Source organism: Janthinobacterium sp. SUN211 (assembly GCF_030587315.1).
Lineage (GTDB): Bacteria > Pseudomonadota > Gammaproteobacteria > Burkholderiales > Burkholderiaceae_D > Janthinobacterium > Janthinobacterium kumbetense.
Genome location: NZ_JAPWIC010000002.1, coordinates 464549 through 486073, shown reverse-complemented (window position 1 = coordinate 486073; position 21525 = coordinate 464549). Strand labels below are relative to the sequence as shown.

Annotated in this window: 22 protein-coding genes; 16 read left to right on the top strand and 6 right to left on the bottom strand. The window is 63.1% G+C overall.

Annotation, left to right across the window (positions count from 1 at the left end; translation table 11 throughout):
- The first annotated feature begins 28 nt into the window (after nt 1–28).
- The 14 genes from O3301_RS07910 (at nt 29) to O3301_RS07845 (ending at nt 12510) form a co-directional block, all read left to right on the top strand.
- On the top strand, nt 29–202 hold the full coding sequence (locus O3301_RS07910) for a Flp family type IVb pilin (protein ID WP_305052889.1): 174 nt from the start codon (nt 29–31) through the stop codon (nt 200–202).
- The gene (locus O3301_RS07905; RefSeq protein ID WP_305052890.1) at nt 199–1269 is read left to right on the top strand and encodes a phosphatase PAP2 family protein; all 1071 of its coding nucleotides are present in this window, start codon (nt 199–201) and stop codon (nt 1267–1269) included. The genes O3301_RS07910 and O3301_RS07905 overlap by 4 nt, the downstream gene beginning before the upstream one ends.
- A complete protein-coding gene (locus O3301_RS07900) occupies nt 1266–1853 on the top strand; it encodes a prepilin peptidase (protein WP_305052891.1) in 588 nt (195 codons plus the stop codon). Before O3301_RS07905 ends, O3301_RS07900 begins: the two co-directional genes overlap by 4 nt.
- A 40-nt stretch (nt 1854–1893) precedes the next feature.
- Nucleotides 1894–2514, top strand: coding sequence for an isoprenylcysteine carboxylmethyltransferase family protein (locus O3301_RS07895; RefSeq protein ID WP_305052892.1), 621 nt, complete (start codon nt 1894–1896; stop codon nt 2512–2514).
- A 30-nt stretch (nt 2515–2544) separates the two neighbouring features.
- On the top strand, nt 2545–3891 hold the full coding sequence (locus O3301_RS07890) for an ATP-binding protein (RefSeq protein ID WP_305052893.1): 1347 nt from the start codon (nt 2545–2547) through the stop codon (nt 3889–3891).
- Nucleotides 3888–4721, top strand: a complete 834-nt coding sequence (cpaB, locus tag O3301_RS07885) for a Flp pilus assembly protein CpaB (RefSeq protein ID WP_305052894.1) — start codon at nt 3888–3890, stop codon at nt 4719–4721. Before O3301_RS07890 ends, cpaB begins: the two co-directional genes overlap by 4 nt.
- Nucleotides 4722–4769: 48 nt before the next feature.
- On the top strand, nt 4770–6563 hold the full coding sequence (locus O3301_RS07880) for a type II and III secretion system protein family protein (RefSeq protein WP_305056049.1): 1794 nt from the start codon (nt 4770–4772) through the stop codon (nt 6561–6563).
- A gap of 10 nt (nt 6564–6573) precedes the next feature.
- A complete protein-coding gene (locus O3301_RS07875) occupies nt 6574–6864 on the top strand; it encodes a pilus assembly protein (protein ID WP_305056048.1) in 291 nt (96 codons plus the stop codon).
- A 38-nt stretch (nt 6865–6902) separates the two neighbouring features.
- Nucleotides 6903–8093, top strand: coding sequence for an AAA family ATPase (locus tag O3301_RS07870; RefSeq protein ID WP_305056047.1), 1191 nt, complete (start codon nt 6903–6905; stop codon nt 8091–8093).
- A complete protein-coding gene (locus tag O3301_RS07865; protein WP_369812179.1) occupies nt 8090–9475 on the top strand; it encodes a CpaF family protein in 1386 nt (461 codons plus the stop codon). Before O3301_RS07870 ends, O3301_RS07865 begins: the two co-directional genes overlap by 4 nt.
- Before the next feature lie 11 nt (nt 9476–9486).
- Nucleotides 9487–10464 carry a type II secretion system F family protein gene (locus tag O3301_RS07860; protein WP_305056046.1) on the top strand — a complete coding sequence of 326 codons (978 nt, stop codon included), beginning with the start codon at nt 9487–9489 and terminating at the stop codon, nt 10462–10464.
- 22 nt (nt 10465–10486) lie between these two features.
- Nucleotides 10487–11419, top strand: a complete 933-nt coding sequence (locus tag O3301_RS07855) for a type II secretion system F family protein (RefSeq protein ID WP_305052899.1) — start codon at nt 10487–10489, stop codon at nt 11417–11419.
- A gap of 235 nt (nt 11420–11654) precedes the next feature.
- Nucleotides 11655–12161, top strand: a complete 507-nt coding sequence (locus O3301_RS07850) for a transposase (protein ID WP_305056045.1) — start codon at nt 11655–11657, stop codon at nt 12159–12161.
- A 4-nt stretch (nt 12162–12165) separates the two neighbouring features.
- Entirely contained in the window at nt 12166–12510 is a 345-nt protein-coding gene (locus O3301_RS07845; RefSeq protein WP_305056044.1) for a hypothetical protein, read from the top strand.
- A gap of 108 nt (nt 12511–12618) precedes the next feature.
- Here O3301_RS07845 and O3301_RS07840 read toward each other — a convergent pair whose 3' ends face one another.
- From O3301_RS07840 to edd, 6 genes are all read right to left on the bottom strand, one after another.
- Nucleotides 12619–14001 carry a vWA domain-containing protein gene (locus O3301_RS07840; RefSeq protein WP_305052900.1) on the bottom strand — a complete coding sequence of 461 codons (1383 nt, stop codon included), beginning with the start codon at nt 13999–14001 and terminating at the stop codon, nt 12619–12621.
- Nucleotides 14002–14051: 50 nt separating this feature from the next.
- Nucleotides 14052–14639 (bottom strand): TadE/TadG family type IV pilus assembly protein, encoded by a 588-nt coding sequence (locus tag O3301_RS07835; protein WP_305056043.1) that lies wholly within the window; start codon nt 14637–14639, stop codon nt 14052–14054.
- Nucleotides 14639–15121, bottom strand: coding sequence for a TadE family protein (locus O3301_RS07830; protein ID WP_305056042.1), 483 nt, complete (start codon nt 15119–15121; stop codon nt 14639–14641). The genes O3301_RS07835 and O3301_RS07830 overlap by 1 nt, the downstream gene beginning before the upstream one ends.
- Before the next feature lie 200 nt (nt 15122–15321).
- Nucleotides 15322–15834, bottom strand: a complete 513-nt coding sequence (locus O3301_RS07825; protein WP_305052903.1) for a Rhs element Vgr protein — start codon at nt 15832–15834, stop codon at nt 15322–15324.
- Nucleotides 15835–16022: 188 nt separating this feature from the next.
- Nucleotides 16023–16652: a bifunctional 4-hydroxy-2-oxoglutarate aldolase/2-dehydro-3-deoxy-phosphogluconate aldolase gene (eda, locus tag O3301_RS07820; protein WP_035821279.1), complete on the bottom strand. Its 630-nt coding sequence runs from the start codon at nt 16650–16652 to the stop codon at nt 16023–16025.
- Between the two features lie 3 nt (nt 16653–16655).
- Complete coding sequence (gene edd, locus O3301_RS07815; protein WP_305056041.1) at nt 16656–18569, bottom strand: phosphogluconate dehydratase; 1914 nt, start codon at nt 18567–18569, stop codon at nt 16656–16658.
- Nucleotides 18570–18905: 336 nt separating this feature from the next.
- On the opposite strand from edd, the gene pgi reads away from it, so the two are divergent.
- Together pgi and O3301_RS07805 are read left to right on the top strand one after the other, a co-directional pair.
- The gene (gene pgi / locus O3301_RS07810) at nt 18906–20570 is read left to right on the top strand and encodes a glucose-6-phosphate isomerase (RefSeq protein ID WP_305056040.1); all 1665 of its coding nucleotides are present in this window, start codon (nt 18906–18908) and stop codon (nt 20568–20570) included.
- Between the two features lie 14 nt (nt 20571–20584).
- Nucleotides 20585–21481 (top strand): SMP-30/gluconolactonase/LRE family protein, encoded by an 897-nt coding sequence (locus O3301_RS07805; protein ID WP_305056039.1) that lies wholly within the window; start codon nt 20585–20587, stop codon nt 21479–21481.
- The last annotated feature ends 44 nt before the right edge of the window (nt 21482–21525 follow it).

Genomic DNA, 21525 nt, shown 5'->3' with positions numbered 1-21525 from the left:
TCCCCTGCTCACCTATCAGAGGCCCATCGTGAAAACTCTTTTCAGCCGTTTATCCGACGAGTCCGCCGTCACGGCGATCGAGTACGCGCTGCTGGCGGGCCTGATCGCGGCAGTGCTGGTGATCACGATCACCCTGCTCGGTGACCAGGTCCGACTGCTGTTTGTCTACGTCAAGGACCAAGTGGTCCTGGCCCTGTCATGAATACCCTGCGCGCCTCGCTGCGCAGCCACCGCGCCCTGCTGCTGATCGTGCTGCTGTATGCCGCCGCCGCGGCACTGCTGGCCGGCGGCCTGCCCAGCGCCTCGGACACCCTCAACGTGCTGGCCGGCTTCCTCGTGGCCATCCTCACGGGTCCCGTCTTCATCCTGTGCGGCTACACAATCCGCGTCATGGTGGTGAAACGCCCGCACCGCCTGTGCCACTATCTGTACCACGATCTGCGCCGCTACCTGAGCAACGAGCGCCTGCTGCACGCGCTGCCAGCCATGCTGCTGATCCCCATATTCGCCTCCAGCTTCACCGTCTTCAAGGCCGCCATCCCCCGCCTGCATCCGTACACCTGGGATGCCAGCCTGTCCGCCTGGGACATGGCGCTGCATGGCGGCAAGGCCCCATGGGAAAGGCTGCAGCCGCTGCTGGGCCACCCGCTCATCACGGGCCTGCTCAACTTCAGTTACCACTTCTGGTTCTTCCTGTTCTACGCCATCCTGTACTGGCTCATCCTCGATACCCGCCGCCCGCTGCTGCGCATGCAGTTCCTGCTCAGCTTTGCGCTGACCTGGATCGCCCTGGGCAGCATCCTGGCAGTGCTGTTTGCCTCGGTCGGCCCCTGCTACTACGGCCACCTGCATGCCAGCGACCCGTACGCGCCGCTGATGGCCTACCTGCATGACGCCAACCAGCACGTCCCCGTCTGGGCCCTGCAAGTGCAAGACATGCTGTGGCAAGGCTATCAAAGCAAGGGCACGAACGGCGAATTGGGCATCTCCGCCATGCCCAGCATGCATGTGGCCACGGCCGTGCTGATGGCGCTCATGGGCTGGAAAGTGAGCCGCGCCGCCGGGCTCGCCCTGTCCGCCTTCGCCGTGCTGATCCTGCTCGGCTCCATCCACCTGGGCTGGCACTATGCGCTCGACGGTTATGTGGGCGCGGCCGGCGCGGCGCTGGTGTGGCGCCTGGTAGGACAGCTGCTGGGCAGCCAGGCCGCGGCACCCGCCATGAACCTGTCCACGGCGCCCTGCCTGAGCAAGGGAGGACTGACATCATGAGCGCCCGCCTGCCCATGCTGCTGTGCCTGGCCGTGCTGGCCACCCTGCTCGCTGCCGCGCTGTGGCACGACCTGCGCACGCGCCGCATCCCCAACCAGCTGGTGCTGTGGGGCACGCTGGCGGGGCTGATCCTGAACAGCTTCGTACCATCCGGCAACGGCCTGTTCGACGCCTCCTTCGGCGGCCTGGGCCTGCTGCAGGCGCTGGCCGGCGCCGGCGCCGGACTGGCCCTGCTGCTGCCCATGTACCTGCTGCGCGCCCTCGGCGCCGGCGACGTCAAACTGATGGCCATGTGCGGCGCCTTCCTCGGCCCCGATGCGGTGCTGGAAGCGGCCCTGCTGACCTTCCTGTGCGGCGGCGTGCTGGCCCTGGCCGCCGCGCTGGCAGGCCGCCGCCTGCGCCTGGTGCTGCGCAACACCTATCACATGATGCTGGGCGCGCTGCTGCACAGCATGGCCGGCGGCGCCGCCACGATCGCCGAACCGCCGCCAGCCACCGGCAAGCTGGCCTACGCCTTCGCCATTGCCAGCGGCACCGCGCTGCAGGTGTTCCTGCAATACCACCATCTGTGGAGCCTGCGCTGAAACGCGCCGCTCCGACGACCAGCCACCACAGGACCCGACCATGCACACCCTCGCCACCCTCTGCCACTCGCGCCACGCCAGCCTGTTCACCAGCATCGCCATGGCTTGCCTGTGGACCTTCTTCGCCAGTGCCCACGTGGTGGGCTACCTGCACGGCGGCGACTGGAGCTATTTACTGTTCTGCGCCGCAGAAACCCTCGCCGCCCTGTTCTTCGTCGTGCGCTCGGCCCCCGTCAGCGTCTCCACCGATGCGGGCGACTGGCTGCTGGCCATCGGCGCCACCTTCGCCCCCTTCCTGCTCTCGCCCGCCGATATGGCCATCTGGCCCGGCGCGCGCTACCTGCTGGCCCTCGGCAGCCTGCTGCAGATCGCCGGCCTGCTGTCGCTGAACCGCAGCTTCGGCCTGGTGGCGGCGCAGCGCGAAATCAAGACGGGCGGCGCCTACCGCGTGGTGCGCCATCCGCTGTATGCCAGCTACCTGATTTCCCTGAGCGGCTACCTGCTGGCCAATACCTCGCCCGAGAATGGTGTCGTGTACGTGCTGGCCATGCTGATGCTGGTGGCGCGTTTGCTGCGCGAAGAGCGCTTCCTGTCTACCGACGTGCGCTACCGCGTGTACATGCGGCAAGTGAAATACCGGCTTCTGCCATTCATTTTCTGACTTCGCCATCCGGCAAAAGGAGCGATCATCATGCCCGATACCTACCCAGAAGCGCCCGCAGACGGCAGCATCATGCCGGCCATGCAGCGCGCACCGCGCAACGTGGCTGAAACAGGCCTGCCCTTCCTGTTCCTGGTGGAACTGCTGGTGAAGGTCATGTTCTTGCGCGGCCAGATCGGTTTGCCGGCCCTGTCGTCCCATGTAAAACTGGGCGCCGGCGTGCTCGAACCGCTGCTGACCTTCATGCGCGCCGAAAAACTGTGCGAAGTGCAACGCAACGGCTATAGCGGCACGGACGCCGACCAGCACTATCACCTGGGCGACCAGGGCCGCCTGCGCGCAGCCGACTATTTGCGGCGCAATGCCTACAGCGGTCCCGCCCCCGTCACCCTGGCCCACTACAGCGCGCAGGTACTGGCGCAAAGCGTGGCGCACATGCACGTCACGCGGGAAACCATGATGCAGCAATTTCATGACGTGGTGGCCTGCACCTCGGTGCTCGACCAGTTGGGCGCGGCCATGAATTCGGGCCGCGCCCTGTTCCTGCACGGTCCCGCCGGCAGCGGCAAGACGTATCTGGCCGAGCGCCTGCACGGCTTGCTCAGCGGCACCATCGCCCTGCCGCACGCGGTGATGGTCGATGGCGAAGTGCTGCCCTTCCTCGATCCCATGCTGCACACGCTGGCCACCGACGTAGCGCCGCCGGCCGACCCGCGCTGGGTACGCGCCTGGCGCCCCACGGTGCTGACGGGCGGCGAACTGACGCTCGACATGCTCGACCTGCAATTCGATCCCGGTGCCCGCCTGTACCAGGCGCCGCCGCACCTGAAGGCGAACAATGGCATCTTCATCATCGATGACCTTGGCCGCCAGCGCTGCTCGCCCGTGGAACTGATGAACCGCTGGATCGTGCCGATGGCGCGCCGCATCGATTATCTGTCGCTGCACACGGGCTACAAATTCCCGGTGCCCTTCGACGTCATCGTGGTCTTTTCCTCGAACCTGGCGCCGCAGCAGCTGGCCGACGACTCCTTCCTGCGCCGTATCGGCTACAAGATCCATGTCGGCGAATTGAGCGGCTACCACTACGAAGCCGTGTTCCGCCACGTCTGCGAACAATTCGGCATGACCTTCAACCATGCCGCCTACCACTACCTGTTGCAGCTGCACGGCCAGCACGCGCGGCCCCTGCTGGCCTGCTATCCACGTGACATCCTGGCCCAGCTGTGCGACATGGCCCGCTATGAGGGCCGCCCGCCAAGGCTCGAAGCCGACGCGCTGCACTGGGCCTGGAACAATTATTTCGGCGCCGCCGACGGCTCCGCCGGCATACAGAACGGACCGGCTGCGGTCCTGCATAAAGGAGTATCAAAATGAGAAACGCACGCGCTCTGACGATGATGGCCTTCGCGGTCATCCTGGCGTTCGTGGCGGTCATCGTGGCCGCTCGCTGGATCAATGCCCAGGCTTCGGGCAATACCAACAAGGTCGCTGTCGCCCTGGTCGACATCAGCCTGGGCGCACGCATCGCGCCGGAAATGGTGCGCATGGTCGACTGGCCCAGCAGCGCACTGCCGCCGGGCGCCTTCAACGACCCGAAACTGCTCGATGCGCGCGTCACGCGCACCAGCATCCAGCTCGGCGAACCGATCATGGAAAGCAAGCTGGCGCCCCCCGGCACCCAGGGCGGCCTGTCGGCCGTGGTGGGCGAAGGCAAGCGCGCCATGACGGTGCGTGTCAATGACGTGGTCGGCGTGGCCGGTTTCGCCCTGCCCGGCAACTACGTCGACATTCTCGTCAACACGCAGGATGACGTGGCCAAGACGGGCTCCGGACGCGACCCCAGCATTTCAAAAATCGTGCTTGAACGCATCCTCGTGCTGGCCATCGCGCAGGAATCGAACCGTGACGACACCAAGCCCAAGGTGGTCAATGCAGTGACCCTGGAACTGACGCCCGACCAGACGGAAAAACTCGACCTGGCGCGCAGCGTGGGCACCCTGTCGCTGGTGCTGCGCAACCAGATTGAAGACAAACCCGTCAACACGGAAGGCGCCACCAAGACCAGCCTGCTGGACGCCAAGGTTGCCGCCCAGGTAGCCGCCCCCGCCCCCCGGCCAGTCGTGCGCCGCCGCATGGCGCAAGGGCCAACCGGGCCGCAAGTCGATGTCATCAAAGGGCTGGAACGCAGCTCCCAACAATTCTGAACAACGCCACGCTGATCGTCATCCGATCAGCACCACGAGGAGCATGCCATGAATACCATGAGCAAACTGAGCACAGCAAACGGAGGCCGCATCCTGCGCATGGCACTCGCCATCGCCGCCATCGGCGCCCTGATCCCGGCCGCCCATGGCGAAGCAGGCGCGCCTGCCACGTCGCCGGGCCTGTCGACCACGCCGCCGGGCGCCACGGCGTCGGCATCAGCTGCGGCTGCGGCAACCACGCCGCCGCCCAAGGTCGTGCGCCGTGCCCCGCGCATGAAACCCGTGGCGCAGCAAGCCATGCTCGATACGGCGGGCGGGCGGGCCGACCTCAGCCGCAACATGGCCCTGGCCGAAGGCAAGTCCACGCTGATGCACCTGCCGTTTCCCGTTGCCCGTGTCTCGGTGGGCGATCCGCGCATCGCCGATGTGATCCTGCTCAATACCACCGATGTCTACCTGCTGGGAAAATCCGTGGGCACGACCAACCTGATCGTGTGGAACCGCAACAATGAAGCGAGCATCATCGACCTGTCCGTCAGCATCGACGCCAGCCTGCTGCAGGCGCGGCTGGCCGAACTGCTGCCGAATGAAAAAGACCTGCACGTGACGGTGGCCGGCGACACCTTGATACTGTCGGGCGTCGTCAGCGACACCGTCAAGGCCGACCAGGTGATGTCGCTGGCAAACGCGTATGCGCAGCGCGGTTCGCGCCCCGCAGCCGGCGCCGCCGCTGCCGGTGCGGCGCCCGCCGCGGCCGGCGCCGCGCCCGACCCTTCGGGCGGGCCATCGGCCTCGCCGCGCGTGATCAACCTGATGGCGATCGCCGCGCCACAGCAGGTGATGCTGGAAGTGAAGGTGGCGGAAGTGTCGAAAACCCTGGTCGACCAACTGGGTGCGAACCTGGGCCTGAGCAAGACCATCGGCGGCTGGACCTATTCGCTGCTGTCGAACTTGCTCAGCAACAATCCCAGCAGCATCGGCGCCAGCAACAGCCGCAATGGCAATTTCCTGGGCCTCGATGCACAAAAGCGCGATGGCTTGATCAAGGTACTCGCCGAACCGAATATCATGGCCATCAGTGGCCAGGAAGCCAGTTTCCTCGCCGGTGGCAAGATCTTCATCCCCGTCAGCCAGACCAACAATGGCGGCACGCCCACCATCACGCTGGAAGAAAAAGAGTTTGGCGTGGCCGTCAAATTCACCCCCACCGTGCTCGAAGGGGGGCGTATCAACCTGAAAGTGTCGCCGGAAGTATCTGACCTGAACAAGGAAGGCATCGGCATCACGGCCACCGGCATTTCGACCACCGCCATCCTGCCTTCATTTACCACGCGCCGCGCCACCACCACGGTGCAGCTGTTCGATGGCCAGAGCTTCGCCATCGGCGGCTTGATCAAGAACAATGTGACCAGCAATATCAAGGCCTTGCCGGGTCTGGGCGAAGTGCCCGTGCTGGGCGCCCTGTTCCGCAGCACGGACTTCCAGACGGATCGCTCGGAACTGGTCTTCATCATCACGCCGCACCTGGTCAAACCGCTGCCACCCGACTACAAGCTGCCCACCGATCCGTACGTACAGCCTACGCGCGGCGACATGTTTATCCAAGGCAAAATGGAAGGTACAACGCCAGCGCCACAGCCAGCGCCGGCACCGATGCCGATGCCAGCGCCAGCGTCTGCTCCACCGCCGGCAGCTCTGGCCGCCCCCGTACCGCCAGCCCTGCCGGTAGCCATGCCCGTCGCCACACCGACGGCAGGTAACAACGACGTGCCGCAATACCGCGCCGTGCCGAAAGCCGATGCGGGCACGCCGTCGGCCAGCGTCATCGATGATCTCAAATAGGAGCATTCCCATGAAAACCTTCGCAACCACCCTGCCCCGCTGCCTGCTGTGCGCTGCGGCGATCAGCGCGCTGGCCGGCTGTGCCGCAACCACCACCCCCGTACTCGACAGCCATTTCGGCGAGTCGGTGACCTTGCTCAAGCAGCAGCAAATCCTGTATCCGGAAGCCGTCTCCAACCGCAATCCCGTGCTGGGCCTCGATGGCAAGGCCGCCGTCAGCGGCTACAAGCTGTACCAGAAATCCTATAGCGCACCCGATCCGATTCCCGATGTGCTGACGATCGGCGTGAGCAAACGCTGAACCGTGCCCCATCCACCCAGCCACTGCCGGAGCCTGCCGTGAAAATCTTCATTATCTCCAGTAACGAAAAACAACTGGCCGCGATGACGGCGCTGTTGCGCGAGCGCCATGCAGGCGACGATATCGACAGCGCCGTCGGCAGCCTGGAACGACTGGCCGGCACGGCTGAAATGGCCGCACCAGACGTGCTGTTGCTGACGCAGCCCTTCATCGACGATGCCGATCTGGTGCGCATCGAACGCCTGGCCAGCCGCCAACCCGCCATGGCCATCATCCTGCAGTGCCAGCACCAGGGCAGCGACTTCCTGCTGCAAGCCATGCGCGCGGGGGTACGCGAAGTGCTGCCGCAAGCAGACAACGGTGCCGCCCTGAATACGGCGCTGCAGCGTATCGAGGACAAGAGCGCGCGTCACGAGCGGCGCGACGGCAAGATTATCGCCTTCGTCTCGTGCAAGGGCGGCAGCGGTGCTACCTTCCTCGCCGCCAACCTGGCGTATGCGCTGGCGCAGGACAACCAGCGCGTGGCGCTGTTCGACCTGAACCTGCAGTTTGGCGATGCGGCGCTGTTTGTCTCGGATCAGAAACCGGCCGCCACGCTGTCGCACGTGGCACAGCAGATCCACCGCCTCGACCCCTCCTTCCTGAACGCCAGCATGGTGCAGGTGACGCCGAACTTCAGCATCCTGGCAGCTCCCGAAGATCCCGGCCACGCAAGCGACATCAAGCCCGAACACATCGACCAGCTGCTGCATCTGGCGCGCCACGAATACGACTTCATCGTGCTCGACACAGGCCGCGGCCTTGATGCCATCAGCGTACGCGCGCTCGACCACGCCGACATGATCTGCCCCGTGGTGCAGGCAACCCTGCCCTACATCCGCGATGGCAAGCGGCTGCTGCAGGTATTCCAGTCGCTGGAATACCCCGCCAGCAAGATCCACCTGATTCTGAACCGTCATGCGGGTGCCGATGAAATCCGCGGGCGCGACCTGGAAGCGGCCTATGGCCACCGCATCTTCCATGCCATGCCAAATCACTACCCAGTGGCGGCAGCCTCGGTCAACCAGGGCGTGCCCGTGCTGAAGCTGGCGCCCGGCAGTGCGCTGGCAAAATCATTGCAGGAGTGCGCGCTCAAGCTGGGCGGCACGCGCGCGGCCAGTACGCCCGGCCTGTTTTCACGCCTGTTCCAGCGTAGCCGGCCCATTCATCTTCGAGGGGAAACAGCATGAGCATCGACATCAATGGCGCCAGCCCCAGCCTGCGCGAACGCCTCGGCAGCGCCCCGGGCGCGAACAGTAATACGGCCTTCGGTGCCGTGCGCGGCGGCAGTATCGACAACCCCGCCTACCAGGAACTCAAGCAGCACGTGCACCAGTCCCTGCTCGACCGCATCGACCTGGAAGGCATGCAGCGCCTGTCCCAGGAGCAGATACGCGACGACCTGAAGATCCTGGTGGGGCGCTTGCTGGAAGAAGACAGCGTCGTCATCAACGACCTGGAACGGCGTACCCTGGTGCGCGACATCCAGGACGAAGTACTGGGCTTCGGGCCGCTCGAACCGCTGCTGAACGACCCGTCGATATCGGATATCCTCGTCAACACGCACCGCCAGGTATATGTCGAACGCCATGGCCAGCTCGAGCTGAGCAACGTCCGCTTCACCGACGATGCGCACCTGATGAAGATCATCGACAAGATCGTCTCGCGCGTGGGGCGGCGCATCGATGAATCGAGCCCCATGGTCGATGCGCGCCTGCCCGACGGTTCGCGCGTCAACGCCATCATCCCGCCGCTGGCCATCGACGGCCCCGTGATGTCGATACGGCGCTTTTCAGCCCAGCCGCTACGGCTTTCCGACCTGGTCGAGCATCACAGCCTGACGCTCGAAATGGCGCAAATCCTGCAGGGCCTGGGCAAGGCCAAGATCAATATCCTGATCTCGGGCGGCACGGGCAGCGGCAAGACCACCATGCTGAACGCGATATCGGGCTTCATCAGCGGCACCGAGCGCATCGTCACCATCGAGGATGCAGCGGAACTGCAAATGCAGCAGCCGCACGTGGTACGCCTGGAAACGCGGCCAGCGAACATCGAAGGCAAGGGCGAAGTGACGCAGCGCGCGCTGGTGCGCAATGCCCTGCGCATGCGGCCCGACCGTATCATCCTCGGCGAGGTGCGCGGTGCCGAGGCGCTCGACATGCTGCAAGCGATGAATACGGGCCATGAGGGTTCGATGGCCACCATCCATGCCAACACGCCGCGCGATGCCTTGACGCGGCTGGAAAACATGATCAGCATGGCGGCCTCCATGTTGCCGGGCAAGGCCATGCGCCAGCAGATCAGCGCAGCCATCGGTGTGGTGGTGCAGGTGGCGCGCCTGACGGACGGCAAGCGCAAGGTGGTGTCGATCCAGGAAATCACGGGCATGGAAGGCGAGATGATCACCATGCAGGAAATCTTCACGTTCCGCCAGACGGGCGTGGCCCAGGACGGTGCCGTCAGCGGCCACTTCCAGGCCAGCGGCGTGCGTCCCCGTTTCCTCGATCGCCTGCGCGCCTTCGGCGTCGTCGTGCCGGAAAGCCTGTTCGATCCCAACCGCCAATACCATTGAGGAGCCACGCCATGGACTACAGTTATTACGTCTTCGGGGCACTGATCTTCATCGCCGTGGTACTGCTCGTCACGGGCCTGTACCAGAGCTGGAACAACGTGCGCGGTCCGGAATCGGAACGGGTGGCACGGCGCCTGCGCGTGATGTCGGCCGGCGCCCACGCGGGCGAGCAGAACACGTCGATGATCAAGCAGCGCCTGCTCAGTGAAACGCCGGTGCTGCAGAAATTATTATTGGAAGTGCCCCGCGTGCATGCACTCGACCGCCTGCTGGAACAGTCAGGATTGACGTGGAGCGTGGCGCAGTGGGCCATGCTGGTGTTGCTGGCCTTCCTCATCGGTCTGGTTGGCGCCAGCCTGATCAACCTGCCCTGGCTGCTGCGCCTGCTGGTAGCGGCCGCCTGCGCGCTGCTGCCCTTTTACTACATCGAGCGCGCCAAGGCACACCGCCTGCAGCGCATCGGCCAGCAATTGCCAGACGCGCTGGAACTCATGAGCCGCGCCCTTCGCGCCGGGCATGCCTTTCCCACAGCCCTGAAGATGGTCGGTGAGGAAATGAACGCGCCGCTGGCCGACGAATTTCGCATCGCCTTCGACGAAGTCAACTTCGGCATCGCCATGCCGGACGCGCTGATGAACCTGGCCACGCGCGTGCCCAGCACGGACGTGCGCTATTTCGTCATCGCCGTGCTGATCCAGCGCGAGACGGGCGGCAACCTATCGGAATTGCTCGACAGCATCAGCCACATCATCCGCGAGCGCATGAAGCTACTGGGACAGGTACGCGTGCTGTCAGCCGAGGCGCGCCTGTCGGCGTGGATCCTGGCGCTGTTGCCATTTGGTGCGGCAGCCATGATTCAGCTGACCAACCCCACCTTCCTGGAGCTGCTGTACCGCGATCCCGGCGGGCAGAAAATGCTGGGTGGCGCCCTGTTGCTGATGCTGCTCGGCGTCATCTGCATGCGTAATATCATCCATATCCGGGTATGATTTTTTTGAGGGGAACGACATCATGACTACCATGCAAATGGGCTTTCTCGGCTTGCTGTTCGTCGCCGTTTTCGCCGGTGCCATGTTCGTGCTGCTGCTGGCCGTACCCGACCCGCTGCGCCACCGTATCAACAGCGTGGGCGCGGCCGGGACGGGCGGCGCCCGCCACTGGCTGACGCATTTCGTCAAGCTGAGCGGACCGCTGGCGCGCCTGTCCCTGCCAGAAGAAGGTTGGGAGACGTCGAAAATACGCCTGCGTTTCATGCATGCGGGCCTGCGCCATCCCTCCGCCCCCCTGCTGTATTTTGGCGCCAAGACAGCCCTCGCCGTGGGCCTGCCTGTGCTGCTGTTCCTGGGCCTGAGCTTGGCCGGCGTGCATTACAGCGGCACGGCATTACTGCTGTGGCTGCTGCTGGCCGCCGGTTTCGGCTACTACCTGCCGAACGGCTGGCTGAACCGCCGCATCCGCCTGCGCCAGCGCGATATCTTTGAAAGTTTTCCCGATGCGCTGGATCTGATGACGGTCTGCGTGGAAGCGGGCTTGGCCATGGATGCGGCGCTGGCGCGGGTGGCTTCCGAAATCACGCTGAAAAGCGCCGTGCTGGCCGAGGAACTGCACCTTCTGACGCTGGAATTGCGCGCCGGCAACTCGAAGGAACGAGCCTTGCGCAACCTCGCCCTGCGCACGGGCGTGGAAGATGTCGATGCCTTGGTCGCCATGCTGATTCAGGCAGAACGCTTCGGCACCAGCATCGCCGCTTCCCTGCGCGTGCAATCTGACCAGTTGCGCACCAAGCGCCGCCAGCTGGCCGAGGAGCAGGCTGCGAAAATTGCCCTGAAGCTACTGTTTCCCCTGATCTTCTTCATCTTCCCTTCGCTGCTGGTCGTCCTCATGGGACCAGCCTTCCTGCAAATCTATCGCGTATTGCTGCCTGGCATGGCCGGTGGCAATTAGGGCCGCAGCCTTCCCGCCTGCTCCCGGCAGTCAGCGCTGCCGGGGGCCAAAGATATCCCCCACCACTCCAACCGCCATTTGCCTGTTCTCCTGCCGCCTCCCTGGGTAGCGGGTAGTAGCGGGTAGGGTCAGGTCTGCCATTCAGACACGGTCTCAACTGTGCAAGAAGACCTCCTGTGCACGACATCTGAGCGAGCGCAACATTCTCAAGTGCGGATCGATTATCGTTGTCCGCATGACGCGACCTCTCCGACTCGAATTTGCGGGCGCCCTCTACCATGTGACTTCACGAGGCGATCGCCACAAGGAAATTTATCGAGACGATACCGACCGTATCGCCTGGCTGCGCGTGCTTGGCCTGGTTTGCCAGCGACATCACTTTATCGTGCATGATTTTTGCCAGATGAGCAATCACTATCATCTGCTGATTGAAACAGCTGAAGCCAATTTATCGCAAGGCATGCGCCAGCTAAATGGCGTGTACAGCCAGCATTTCAACCGGCTGCACCGCCTTGTCGGCCACCTCTTCCAGAGGACGAGACAAGGCTATTTTAGTGCAGAAAGAAAACTATCTACTGGCGCTGATCCGCAGTATTGTCCTCAATCCCATCCGGGCGCGCATGGTGTCCTCGCTCGATGCCTGGCACTGGAGCAGCCATCATTACTACATCCGCGAGGCGGCGCCTCCTTGCTGGCTAGAAACGGATTGACTCCTGCGGCAGTTCGGTGCCAGGCGCAATGAGGCCGTGGCCGCCTACTGTCGTTTCGTGCTGGCCGGTATGGGCACGTCAAACCCACTTGCCCACATTCGCCATCAAGTTCTGCTTGGCAATGAAGCATTCGTCGCAGTACAGCAGCAGTCGCAACGCTCCGGCGAACTCAGGGAAACGGTGATGGCCGAGCGGAGAGCGGTGGCGCTGTCATTGGCGGCATATCGCAGCACCTATGCAAATAGAGATGAGCCAATGGCACGCGCGTATCTGTCGACAGCCTATACCATGCCGCAAATCGCCACCGCTTTTGGCGTGTCAACCAGAATGGTCAGCCGGGCACTGTCCGCGTTTGAGAGCATCAAGAACACCATTGACTAAGGACGAGTTCGTGTCCGAATGGCAGACCTAACCCTCTACTCTGCAAGTGCAAAGGCAATAAAAAAGGGCCGGAGGGGACATCCGGCCCTGGCCATCTGTTTTCCGTATCTACATGCTGATACGCAAAATGGCCGAAGCAAGTTTCTCGAAGCAGGGTTTCAACTCGTCGGAATTGGCTGCATGACAATAAATGCCAATGGGTTGACCGGCGCCCGCCTTCACACAGCGCGACAGGGCATCCGGCGTGTTGGCCATGCACTTGAGGATGTCTTCGCCCTTGTCGCTGGGAGCAGGGCCATTGGCATTCGTCAGCTCACTGCCCAGGCCCAGGGTGAACACATACATACCCTCGCTGCGGGCCTTGCTGGCAACCGCCTCAAGCAGGTTGCGCGAGGCCCTGTTGACATTGATCCAGGTGGCCGAATTGCTGCTGGTATCGTTTGTGACCGCACGTGGCGTGGCCGTGATGACGGGAAACTCCTGCAGGGCCGGCAGGTTGGTCGGATTATGCGCGTTATACCATTGCGGCAAGGCGGCCGCATCGAGATTCTTGACAATGTTTGAACCCTGGTTGCACTTGCCGGCAGCTGTCGTGCCCTGTTTGTTGATCAGCCACAGGCCGGCCGGCGTCCCGGTGCTGGTACCGTCGCCCGTCACCAGCGAGCCTGGCGTGGTGCAGTCGGCCGGAGTCTTGAACTTGAAGACGGAAGAAATCGTATTGGGCGAACCGTCGGAAAAAAACACGATGACGCGCAGGCTGGAGCGGTTGGCAAGAGCGATGCTGTTGAGCTGGTCGCGCCCATTCCACATGCCTTCGGCCGAATTCGTCAAGCCGTCAAACGAATACTTGCCTATGGTCGTCTTCATTCCCGCTTGGTCGAAACCGCGCGCCACCTTGCTGATCGGCGTATCGACCTCGGCGCCGTAGGAAAAATGGATCAAGGCCATGCGGTCCAGCGCCGGATTGAATTTGCTGAGAAACAGCTGCGCACTGCTGATGACGGTGGAGCCGACGGGCGACAGCGAGCCCGAGGTATCCATCACGAAGGCCAGATCCAGGTCCTTGCGAATAGTTTGCGCCGCGGCGCTGACTGTCAGCAAATTGAACCCCAGCACACGCATCAGGGTCACGGGCACGACGGCAGTGGCCGCCGCATCGATCGTCACCTTGCCGGCATCAAAGGTCACGGTGGGATCGTTGAAAGTGGGCGTTGCCCCCAGGTAGCCAGTGGGAAAATTCGCGGCAAAGAACTTTTGCGCCGCCGCCTGGGCGCTGGCCCGCTGCGCCGCCTCGCCAACGCCTTGCGTGACGGCGCGCGCAGCGGCGATGCTGGCCGCATCGACGGCCGCATTGAGCTTGGAACGGATGATGAAGCCCAGGCCGGAATCGATGGCCAGCCCCACTGCGCCGATCAGCACCACCATTGACAAGCCGATGACGATCAGAACTTGCCCCTTTTGTTTTCCATTCCGCCTGCGTATGCTTTTCATGATGTTCTCCCAGCGCCTGCATGTGCGCCTGCACAATGATGACAGCGTGTCTAAAAAATGGTTTTGGCGTACAAATTGCCGCTCAGCTGGGGCGTTTGCGCACCAAAGCCCAGACTCATGCCGGCAAACAGGATATTGGCGCGATACAGTCCCTCGACGACATAAATGACTTCGCCATTGGCCAACTGGTTGCTCATGGCATCGTTGATGGGCGAACCCGCGCTGGGAATGCTGGTGCATTTGCCCGTGCCGTCGCTGGCCCAGCTGCTGCAGCTCCATACCTTGCTGGCCTGCTGCGGCCCCTGGATCCAGCGGTAATGTTCGAGAATGACGTTTTGCTTGCCGGGGCCATTGCCCATGATCTTGCTGATGTACATGCTGCCATTGCTGGCCATGTCCAGCGGCGGCGTCGTCATCGCCAGCGCCGTCATGATGGTTTGCGGGTCTTGCGACGAGCGCGAGGCCAGGTTGGCGCCTTCGCGGCTCAGATTGGTAAGGATCATGTCGCCTTGCACGATGCGCGCCAAGTCAAAGACGGGTATCGCCATCATCAACAGGAAAGGCAGGACCAAGGCGAATTCCACAGCGGCCACGCCCTGCTGGCTGCGCGCGCGTGCCAATAGTTTGGATGGTGTCATCAGAAAGCCTCGTTACGCATGGTGGCAGCGACGCTGAACGAGTACTGGCCGGGCGCGCTGGTGGACGTTTTAGGATTGAGCAAAGCCATCAAGCGCCATGCGGGGGTGATGACGGGCCAGGTACAGTTCACCTGTAGCACAACGATATCGCCCGCCGCGCCAAACATATTGTTGTTGTACGCGGATGGCGCTTGCGAGACGCCATTGACCACTACCACGGGGCTGACCATGGTATACAGGCCCACCGAACTGTCTTTGATCTTTTGTAGCACAGCCTCATAGCGCTGCTTGTTGGCGCTGGCGGGATCGAGGTTGTTCTGTCCCGTGATGGAGTAACGGGCTCCTTCGCGCACCGCGTACTGCATCGTCAGGTTAACCCAGAACATGACTCCCAGTTCCATGATCATGGCGATGAGAAAAAAAAGAATAGGGGCGATCAAGGCAAACTCCACCAGCGCCGCGCCGCACGATGGTTTTTTCATTCGCAACATTCCCCTACAGTTGTTTCTAGTCTGCATAATTTACTCGCTTGGACAGGTTGCTCTCGGTCTTGTGCCGACGTTGCAATAAAACTAAATAAATTGTTCTTTGTATAATTTAATTTAGGTAATGCAAAGCCGAAAGTCAAGGTCTGAATATGCAGAAATTTATGCGCGTAGGAAAATTCGCGGGGGAAAGAAAATTAGCGCGGCAGCAAGGCGCGGTCACGTGGATCGAGCAAGAAGCCCTGCAGGATCTCCTGCAGTTGCGGCAGCTTCGCCACATAGGCGGGGATGCCCAGCTGGCGCGCGCCGAAGTAGTGGGCGATGAGGTCGCCCTGCTGTTCCATGTTGAAGTCGGACAAGACGCCGCCCGCCTGCGCGTCGTAGCGGTAGGCGCGCTGCCGGATGTAGCCGCCGCACAGCGCCAGCAACACGCCATGCAGCAGCACGCTGTAGCCGAGCTGGTATTGCCACACATGCACCATCTCGTGGATGAAGAACAGCTTGCCGCCGTTGCCTTCGCGGGAAAAATCGTCGCGGTACTGGGCCGGCATGAAGTGCAGGCTGCCGCGCGGCGTCATCGCCGTGTTCTGGTCCTGCAAGCCGAATGGTAGAAAGGAGCCGCGCACGACGCGCACGCGCGCGTAGTCGATGGCGCCCTGGAAGACGCTGCGGGCCATGGCGGTTTCGCCGATGGTGAGGGGACGGCGCAAGACGCGCATAAGAAGAGGAGAAGAAAGCGCGGCAGGCATGCAAGCCTGCCGCATTATCAAAGCGTCAAGTTCCTGACAGAAGCGTAGCGAGCGGCAGCGATTTGTGACCAAGAAGCGCAACCGTGCTGGAGCACGGTGAGCATCGCAGGCCGCAAAGCGCGACGCGCAGTAGCTTATGTCAGGTACGACTAAACCGAGCGCAGGCCGCTGGCTGCCTTGGCGATTTCCGTGATGCGGTCCCAGTTGCCGGCCGCGATCGCGTCTTTCGGCGTCAGCCACGAACCGCCCACGCAGGCGACGTTCTTGCACGCCAGGAACTGCGATGCCGTCTCTTGCGAGATGCCGCCCGTCGGGCAGAACGTGATGTCCGGCAGCGGGCCGTAGATGGCGTTGAGCATGCCGATGCCGCCCGCCGGCACGGCCGGGAACAGTTTCAGCTGCTGGAAGCCGTTTTCACGCGCGGCCATCACTTCGCCCGGCGTCATCACGCCTGGCAGCAGGGGCAAGCCGCTGCTTTTCGCCGCCGCCACCAGGGCGGACGTCAGGCCTGGCGAGACGCCGAAGACGGCGCCCGCATCGCGCGCCTGGGCGAATTCCTCGGGACGGGTCAGGGTGCCCACGCCGACGATGGCACCCGGCACTTCCGACATGGCGCGGATCGCTTCGAGGCCGTGTTTCGTGCGCAGGGTCACTTCCAGCACGCGGATGCCGCCCGCCACCAGCGCGCGCGCCAGCGGTACGGCGTGTTCAGGATCGTCGATCGCAATCACGGGGATCACGCTCGAGGTGCGCATAATTTCCAGTAGTGTCATGGTCATCTCTTATTTCCTAGCCAAAAAGTCTTCATCGGAACCCGGTACGGTATCACCGACATTGTCGGCGTCGTGCAAGGCGACGGTGGTGGGAATCGGCGACGGCAGGCCGAAGGTGGTGGCACCCTCTTCCGCCGCGCTGACGGTGGAACGGAACATGGAAAACAGCTCGCGGCCCATGCCGATGTGGTTCGGCGACAGGTCGGCCGTGACCAGCGAGCGGGCATGCCAGACGTCGGCCGGCACCAGCGCTTCGAGCACGCCCGTGAAGGCGTCGAGGCGGATGATGTCGCCATCGCGCACGAGGCCCAGCGGGCCGCCGGCGAGGATTTCAGGCGAGACGTGGATGGCGGCCGGCACCTTGCCCGACGCGCCCGACATGCGGCCATCGGTGACCAGCGCCACGTGACGGCCCGCATCCTGCAGGTTGGCCAGCGCCGGCGTCAGCGCATGCAGTTCCGGCATGCCGTTGGCGCGCGGGCCCTGGAAGCGCAGCACGGCGACGAAGTCGCGGTCCAGCGATCCCGCCTTGTAGGCGGCCATGAACTCTTCCTGCGAATTGAACACCAGCGCCGGCGCTTCCACCGTGCGGTGCTGCGGCTTGACGGCCGACACTTTCATCACGGCGCGGCCCAGGTTACCTGCGACCAATACCATGCCGCCGTCCGGCGCGAACGGGTTCGAAGCCGGGCGCAGCACGTTTTCGTCGGCACTGGCAGCCGGTGCATCTTTCCAGAAGACCTTGCCGTCTTCGCCCAGGAACGGCTCCATGCAGTGCGCGCGCAAGCCATGGCCCAGGATGGTATTGACGTCTTCGTGCAGCAAGCCCGCGTCCAGCAATTCGCGGATCAGGTAACCGGTGCCGCCGGCCGCGTGGAAATGGTTCACGTCGGCGTCGCCGTTCGGGTAGATGCGCGTGAGCATCGGCACGATGGCCGACAGCTCGTTGAAATCGTTCCAATCGATGACGATGCCGGCCGCCTTGGCGATGGCCACCAGGTGCAAGGTATGGTTGGTCGAACCGCCCGTGGCCAGCAAGCCCACGACGGCGTTGACGATACATTTCTCGTCGACAATATGGCCGACCGGCAAGTAATTGGCGCTTTGCGCCGTGATGACGGCGGCGCGCTGGGCGGCGGCGGCGGTCAGCGCATCGCGCAGCGGCGTGTTCGGCGTGATGAAGGCGGCGCCCGGCAAATGCAGGCCCATCACTTCCATCAGCATCTGGTTGCTGTTCGCCGTACCGTAGAAGGTACAGGTACCGGCGCCGTGGTAGGCTTTCGACTCGCCTTCGAGCAAGTCTTCACGCGTGGCCTTGCCTTGCGCATACAGCTGGCGCACCTTGGCTTTTTCCTGGTTCGACAGGCCCGACGTCATCGGACCGGCCGGCACGAAGACGGCCGGCAAGTGGCCGAAGTGCAGCGCGCCGATCAGCAGGCCCGGCACGATCTTGTCGCACACGCCCAGGTACAGGGCCGAGTCGAACATATTGTGCGACAGCGCCACGGCCGTCGACATGGCGATGGTGTCGCGCGAGAACAGCGACAGTTCCATGCCCGGCTGGCCTTGCGTCACGCCATCGCACATGGCGGGCACGCCGCCGGCGAACTGGGCAACAGCGCCCACTTCGCGCACGGCTTGCTTGATAATCTGCGGGAAGCCTTCAAACGGCTGGTGCGCCGACAGCATGTCGTTGTACGAGGAAACGATCGCCACGGACGGCTTCTTGTACTCCTTCAGCGACAGCTTGTCGTTGGCGGGAAAGGCGGCAAAGCCGTGCGCCAGGTTGGTGCACGACAGGGCGCCGCGCTGCACGCCCTGGATGCGGGCAGCATCCAGGTGCGCCAGGTAGGCGCCGCGCGATGGCCGGCTGCGCGCGATGATGCGCGCTGTTACGGATTCGACTACTGGATGCAGCGCCATATGGATTTCCTTAAAAATGAGTATTTCGTGAAATTTTACTACAAAACGACGAAGAAGAAGCACTCTTGCGTGGGCCAACAACACAAATAAGCCGCGGATTGCGGCGTATCAAAGCAAACCCGGTCAATATCGCGTATCAGCACCGGCCAACCCCTCCCTTGTATACCACTGGCGCAATCGCTAAAAAAAGCACAACAAAATCAGCGTCACATCACAAACTGTAGTGAAATTACGTTTTTCTGATGTATTATTCTCACATCAACGCCGGATCCGCAGTTCGCCACCCCGAACGCGCCGCGCTCCTTTCAACCGAGACAAGCACCCAAGCCGACCGCCATGCGCCAGCCAGCACCTACTCCTGCCATCACCGCCACCGCCAGTTTCCAGTCCCTGCAAGCGCACAGCACCAGCCTGCGCGACGTGCATCTGCGCCAGCTGTTCGCGGCCGACCCCGCGCGCTTTGCCAGCATGACGGTGGATGCGGCCGGCCTGCTGCTCGATTACTCGAAGAACCGGGTCGACGCCACCGCCATGGGCCTGCTGATGGACCTGGCCCGCGAGCGCGGCGTGGAAGCGCAGCGCGAAGCCATGTTCACTGGCGAGAAAATCAATCTTACCGAACATCGGGCCGTTCTGCATACCGCCTTGCGCGCGCCGCGCGGCACGAAGCTGGTGGTCGATGGCCAGGATATCGATGCCGACGTGCAAGATGTGCTGCAACGCGTCAAGGCGTTTACGGACAAGGTGCGCAATGGCAGCTGGCTCGGCTACACGGGCAAACCGATTTGCGACATCGTCAACATCGGCATCGGCGGCTCGGACCTGGGCCCGAAAATGGCGTGCCTGGCGCTGCGCTCCTACGCCAACCCGGGCCTGGAAATGCACTTTGTTTCCAACGTCGACGGGCACGACATGGAAGCAACCCTGTCGAAAGTCGACCCGGAAACGACGCTGTTCATCGTCGCGTCGAAAACCTTCGTTACGGCTGAAACCATGCTCAACGCCAACACGGCGCGTGCCTGGTTCCTGCTCGAAGGCGAAGAAAGCGACTTGGCCAAGCATTTTGTGGCCGTCTCGACCAACACGCAAGCCATCGTCGACTTCGGCATTTCGCCGGACAACATGTTCCCGTTCTGGGACTGGGTCGGCGGCCGCTATTCCGTCTGGTCGTCGATCGGCCTGGCCGTGGCACTGTCCGTCGGCTTTGAATACTTCAGCGATTTCCTCGCCGGCGCGCATGCAATGGACCAGCACTTCCGCCAGGCCCCGCTGGAACAGAACATGCCCGTGGTGCTGGCCATGGTGGGTTTCTGGAACCGCCAGTTCCTCGATTGCGGCTCCGTTTCCATCGCGCCTTACCATCAGGACTTGAGCCGCTTTGCTGCCTATCTGCAACAGTTGGACATGGAAAGCAACGGCAAGCGCGTCACCAAGGATGGCGTGCCCGTCGACGTGCCGACCGGCCCCGTCATCTGGGGCGATTGCGGCACGAATGCGCAGCACGCGTATTTCCAGCTGCTGCACCAGGGCACCGACATCACGCCCATCGACTTCATCGCCGCCCTGCGCGCCACGCACGATTTGCCCGGCCATCACGACGCCCTGCTGGCGAACTGCTTTGCCCAGTCGGAAGCCTTCATGACGGGCAAGACGGGCGAGGAAGTGCGTCTTGACTTGCAGGCGCAAGGCTTGCCGGACAGCGAGATCGAAGCGCTGGTGCCGCACAAGACTTTCCCCGGCAACCGCCCCAGCAATACCATTTTGATGGACCAGCTGACCCCGACCACCCTGGGTGCCCTGATCGCGCTGTACGAACACAAGACCTTCGTGCAGGGCGTCTTGTGGAATGTCAACAGTTTTGATCAGTGGGGTGTGGAACTGGGCAAGGTACTGGCCAAGAAAATCCAGGCCGAACTGACGGGCGAAGCCCGTCCCGACCATCACGACAGCTCGACCAATGGCTTGATTGCCCTGGCGAAAGCCGCCAAGGCGGCGTATTAACTTAATTGAGGTTTATGAACATTTACGAAATCAAAGTAGTCAGCGACAAAGCCATGCAAGTGGGCGAATGCCCGCTATGGCATGGCAAGGAAGCGGCCCTGTACTGGGTCGACATCGATGGCCGCGCCGTGCACCGCCTGCACCCCGCCAGCGGCAAGCATGAACAGTGGAGCATGCCGACGGAACCATCGGCGCTGGCCATCAACGCGGGCGGCGGCCTGGTCGTGGCCTTGCGCAGCGGCTTTGCCCACCTCGACACGAAGACGGGCAGCCTGGCGGAAATCGCCCCGGCGCCGTTCGACATGGCCACCACGCGCTTCAACGATGGCAAGGTCGACCCTGCCGGACGCTTCTGGGTCGGCACGATTTTCGAGCCGCGCAACGCCGATGCGGCAGAAATGTTCGTGCTGGAAAAGGGCAATGTGCGCAAGGTCTGGTCGGGCGGCATGACCGTATCGAACGGCCTGGGCTTTTCCCCGGACAAGCGCACCATGTACCACTCGGATACCACCACGCACCGCATCGACCGCTTCGATTTCGACGCGGCAAGTGGAGCCATTTCCGCGCCGCAACCATTCCAGCGTTTTTCCACGGACAAGAAAGCCTTTGATTACGGCGGGCGCCCCGATGGCGCGGCCGTCGACAGCGAAGGCAATTACTGGTCGGCCATGTTTGAAGGCGGCAAGATCTTGCGCTTCGCCCCCGATGGCCATCTGCTGGGTGAAATCGCCGTGCCCGTGCGCTGCCCCACCATGGTGACGTTCGGCGGCCCCGACCTGCGCACCTTGTACATCACCAGCGCCAGCCATAACCGCTCGGCCGAGGAAATTGCCAACCACCCTTTGAGCGGCCACGTGCTGTCCGTGCGTGTGGACGTGGCGGGACAGCCGGAACACCTGTATCAGGCGTAATCGTTTGCCCGCATAAAAAAAGCGCCGGACCCTCGCGGGTACCG

Bases quoted from the DNA above. Each gene is read 5' to 3' on its own strand.
- cpaB (WP_305052894.1), top strand. From the start codon at position 3,888: ATGAGAAACGCACGCGCTCTGACGATGATGGCCTTCGCGGTCATCCTG.
- O3301_RS07895 (WP_305052892.1), top strand. From the start codon at position 1,894: ATGCACACCCTCGCCACCCTCTGCCACTCGCGCCACGCCAGCCTGTTC.
- O3301_RS07805 (WP_305056039.1), top strand. From the start codon at position 20,585: ATGAACATTTACGAAATCAAAGTAGTCAGCGACAAAGCCATGCAAGTG.
- O3301_RS07850 (WP_305056045.1), top strand. From the start codon at position 11,655: ATGACGCGACCTCTCCGACTCGAATTTGCGGGCGCCCTCTACCATGTG.
- O3301_RS07900 (WP_305052891.1), top strand. From the start codon at position 1,266: ATGAGCGCCCGCCTGCCCATGCTGCTGTGCCTGGCCGTGCTGGCCACC.
- O3301_RS07880 (WP_305056049.1), top strand. From the start codon at position 4,770: ATGAATACCATGAGCAAACTGAGCACAGCAAACGGAGGCCGCATCCTG.
- O3301_RS07830 (WP_305056042.1), bottom strand. From the start codon at position 15,121: ATGAAAAAACCATCGTGCGGCGCGGCGCTGGTGGAGTTTGCCTTGATC.
- O3301_RS07890 (WP_305052893.1), top strand. From the start codon at position 2,545: ATGCCCGATACCTACCCAGAAGCGCCCGCAGACGGCAGCATCATGCCG.
- O3301_RS07840 (WP_305052900.1), bottom strand. From the start codon at position 14,001: ATGAAAAGCATACGCAGGCGGAATGGAAAACAAAAGGGGCAAGTTCTG.
- eda (WP_035821279.1), bottom strand. From the start codon at position 16,652: ATGACCATGACACTACTGGAAATTATGCGCACCTCGAGCGTGATCCCC.
- O3301_RS07855 (WP_305052899.1), top strand. From the start codon at position 10,487: ATGACTACCATGCAAATGGGCTTTCTCGGCTTGCTGTTCGTCGCCGTT.
- pgi (WP_305056040.1), top strand. From the start codon at position 18,906: ATGCGCCAGCCAGCACCTACTCCTGCCATCACCGCCACCGCCAGTTTC.
- O3301_RS07905 (WP_305052890.1), top strand. From the start codon at position 199: ATGAATACCCTGCGCGCCTCGCTGCGCAGCCACCGCGCCCTGCTGCTG.
- O3301_RS07835 (WP_305056043.1), bottom strand. From the start codon at position 14,639: ATGACACCATCCAAACTATTGGCACGCGCGCGCAGCCAGCAGGGCGTG.
- O3301_RS07860 (WP_305056046.1), top strand. From the start codon at position 9,487: ATGGACTACAGTTATTACGTCTTCGGGGCACTGATCTTCATCGCCGTG.
- O3301_RS07865 (WP_369812179.1), top strand. From the start codon at position 8,090: ATGAGCATCGACATCAATGGCGCCAGCCCCAGCCTGCGCGAACGCCTC.
- edd (WP_305056041.1), bottom strand. From the start codon at position 18,569: ATGGCGCTGCATCCAGTAGTCGAATCCGTAACAGCGCGCATCATCGCG.
- O3301_RS07875 (WP_305056048.1), top strand. From the start codon at position 6,574: ATGAAAACCTTCGCAACCACCCTGCCCCGCTGCCTGCTGTGCGCTGCG.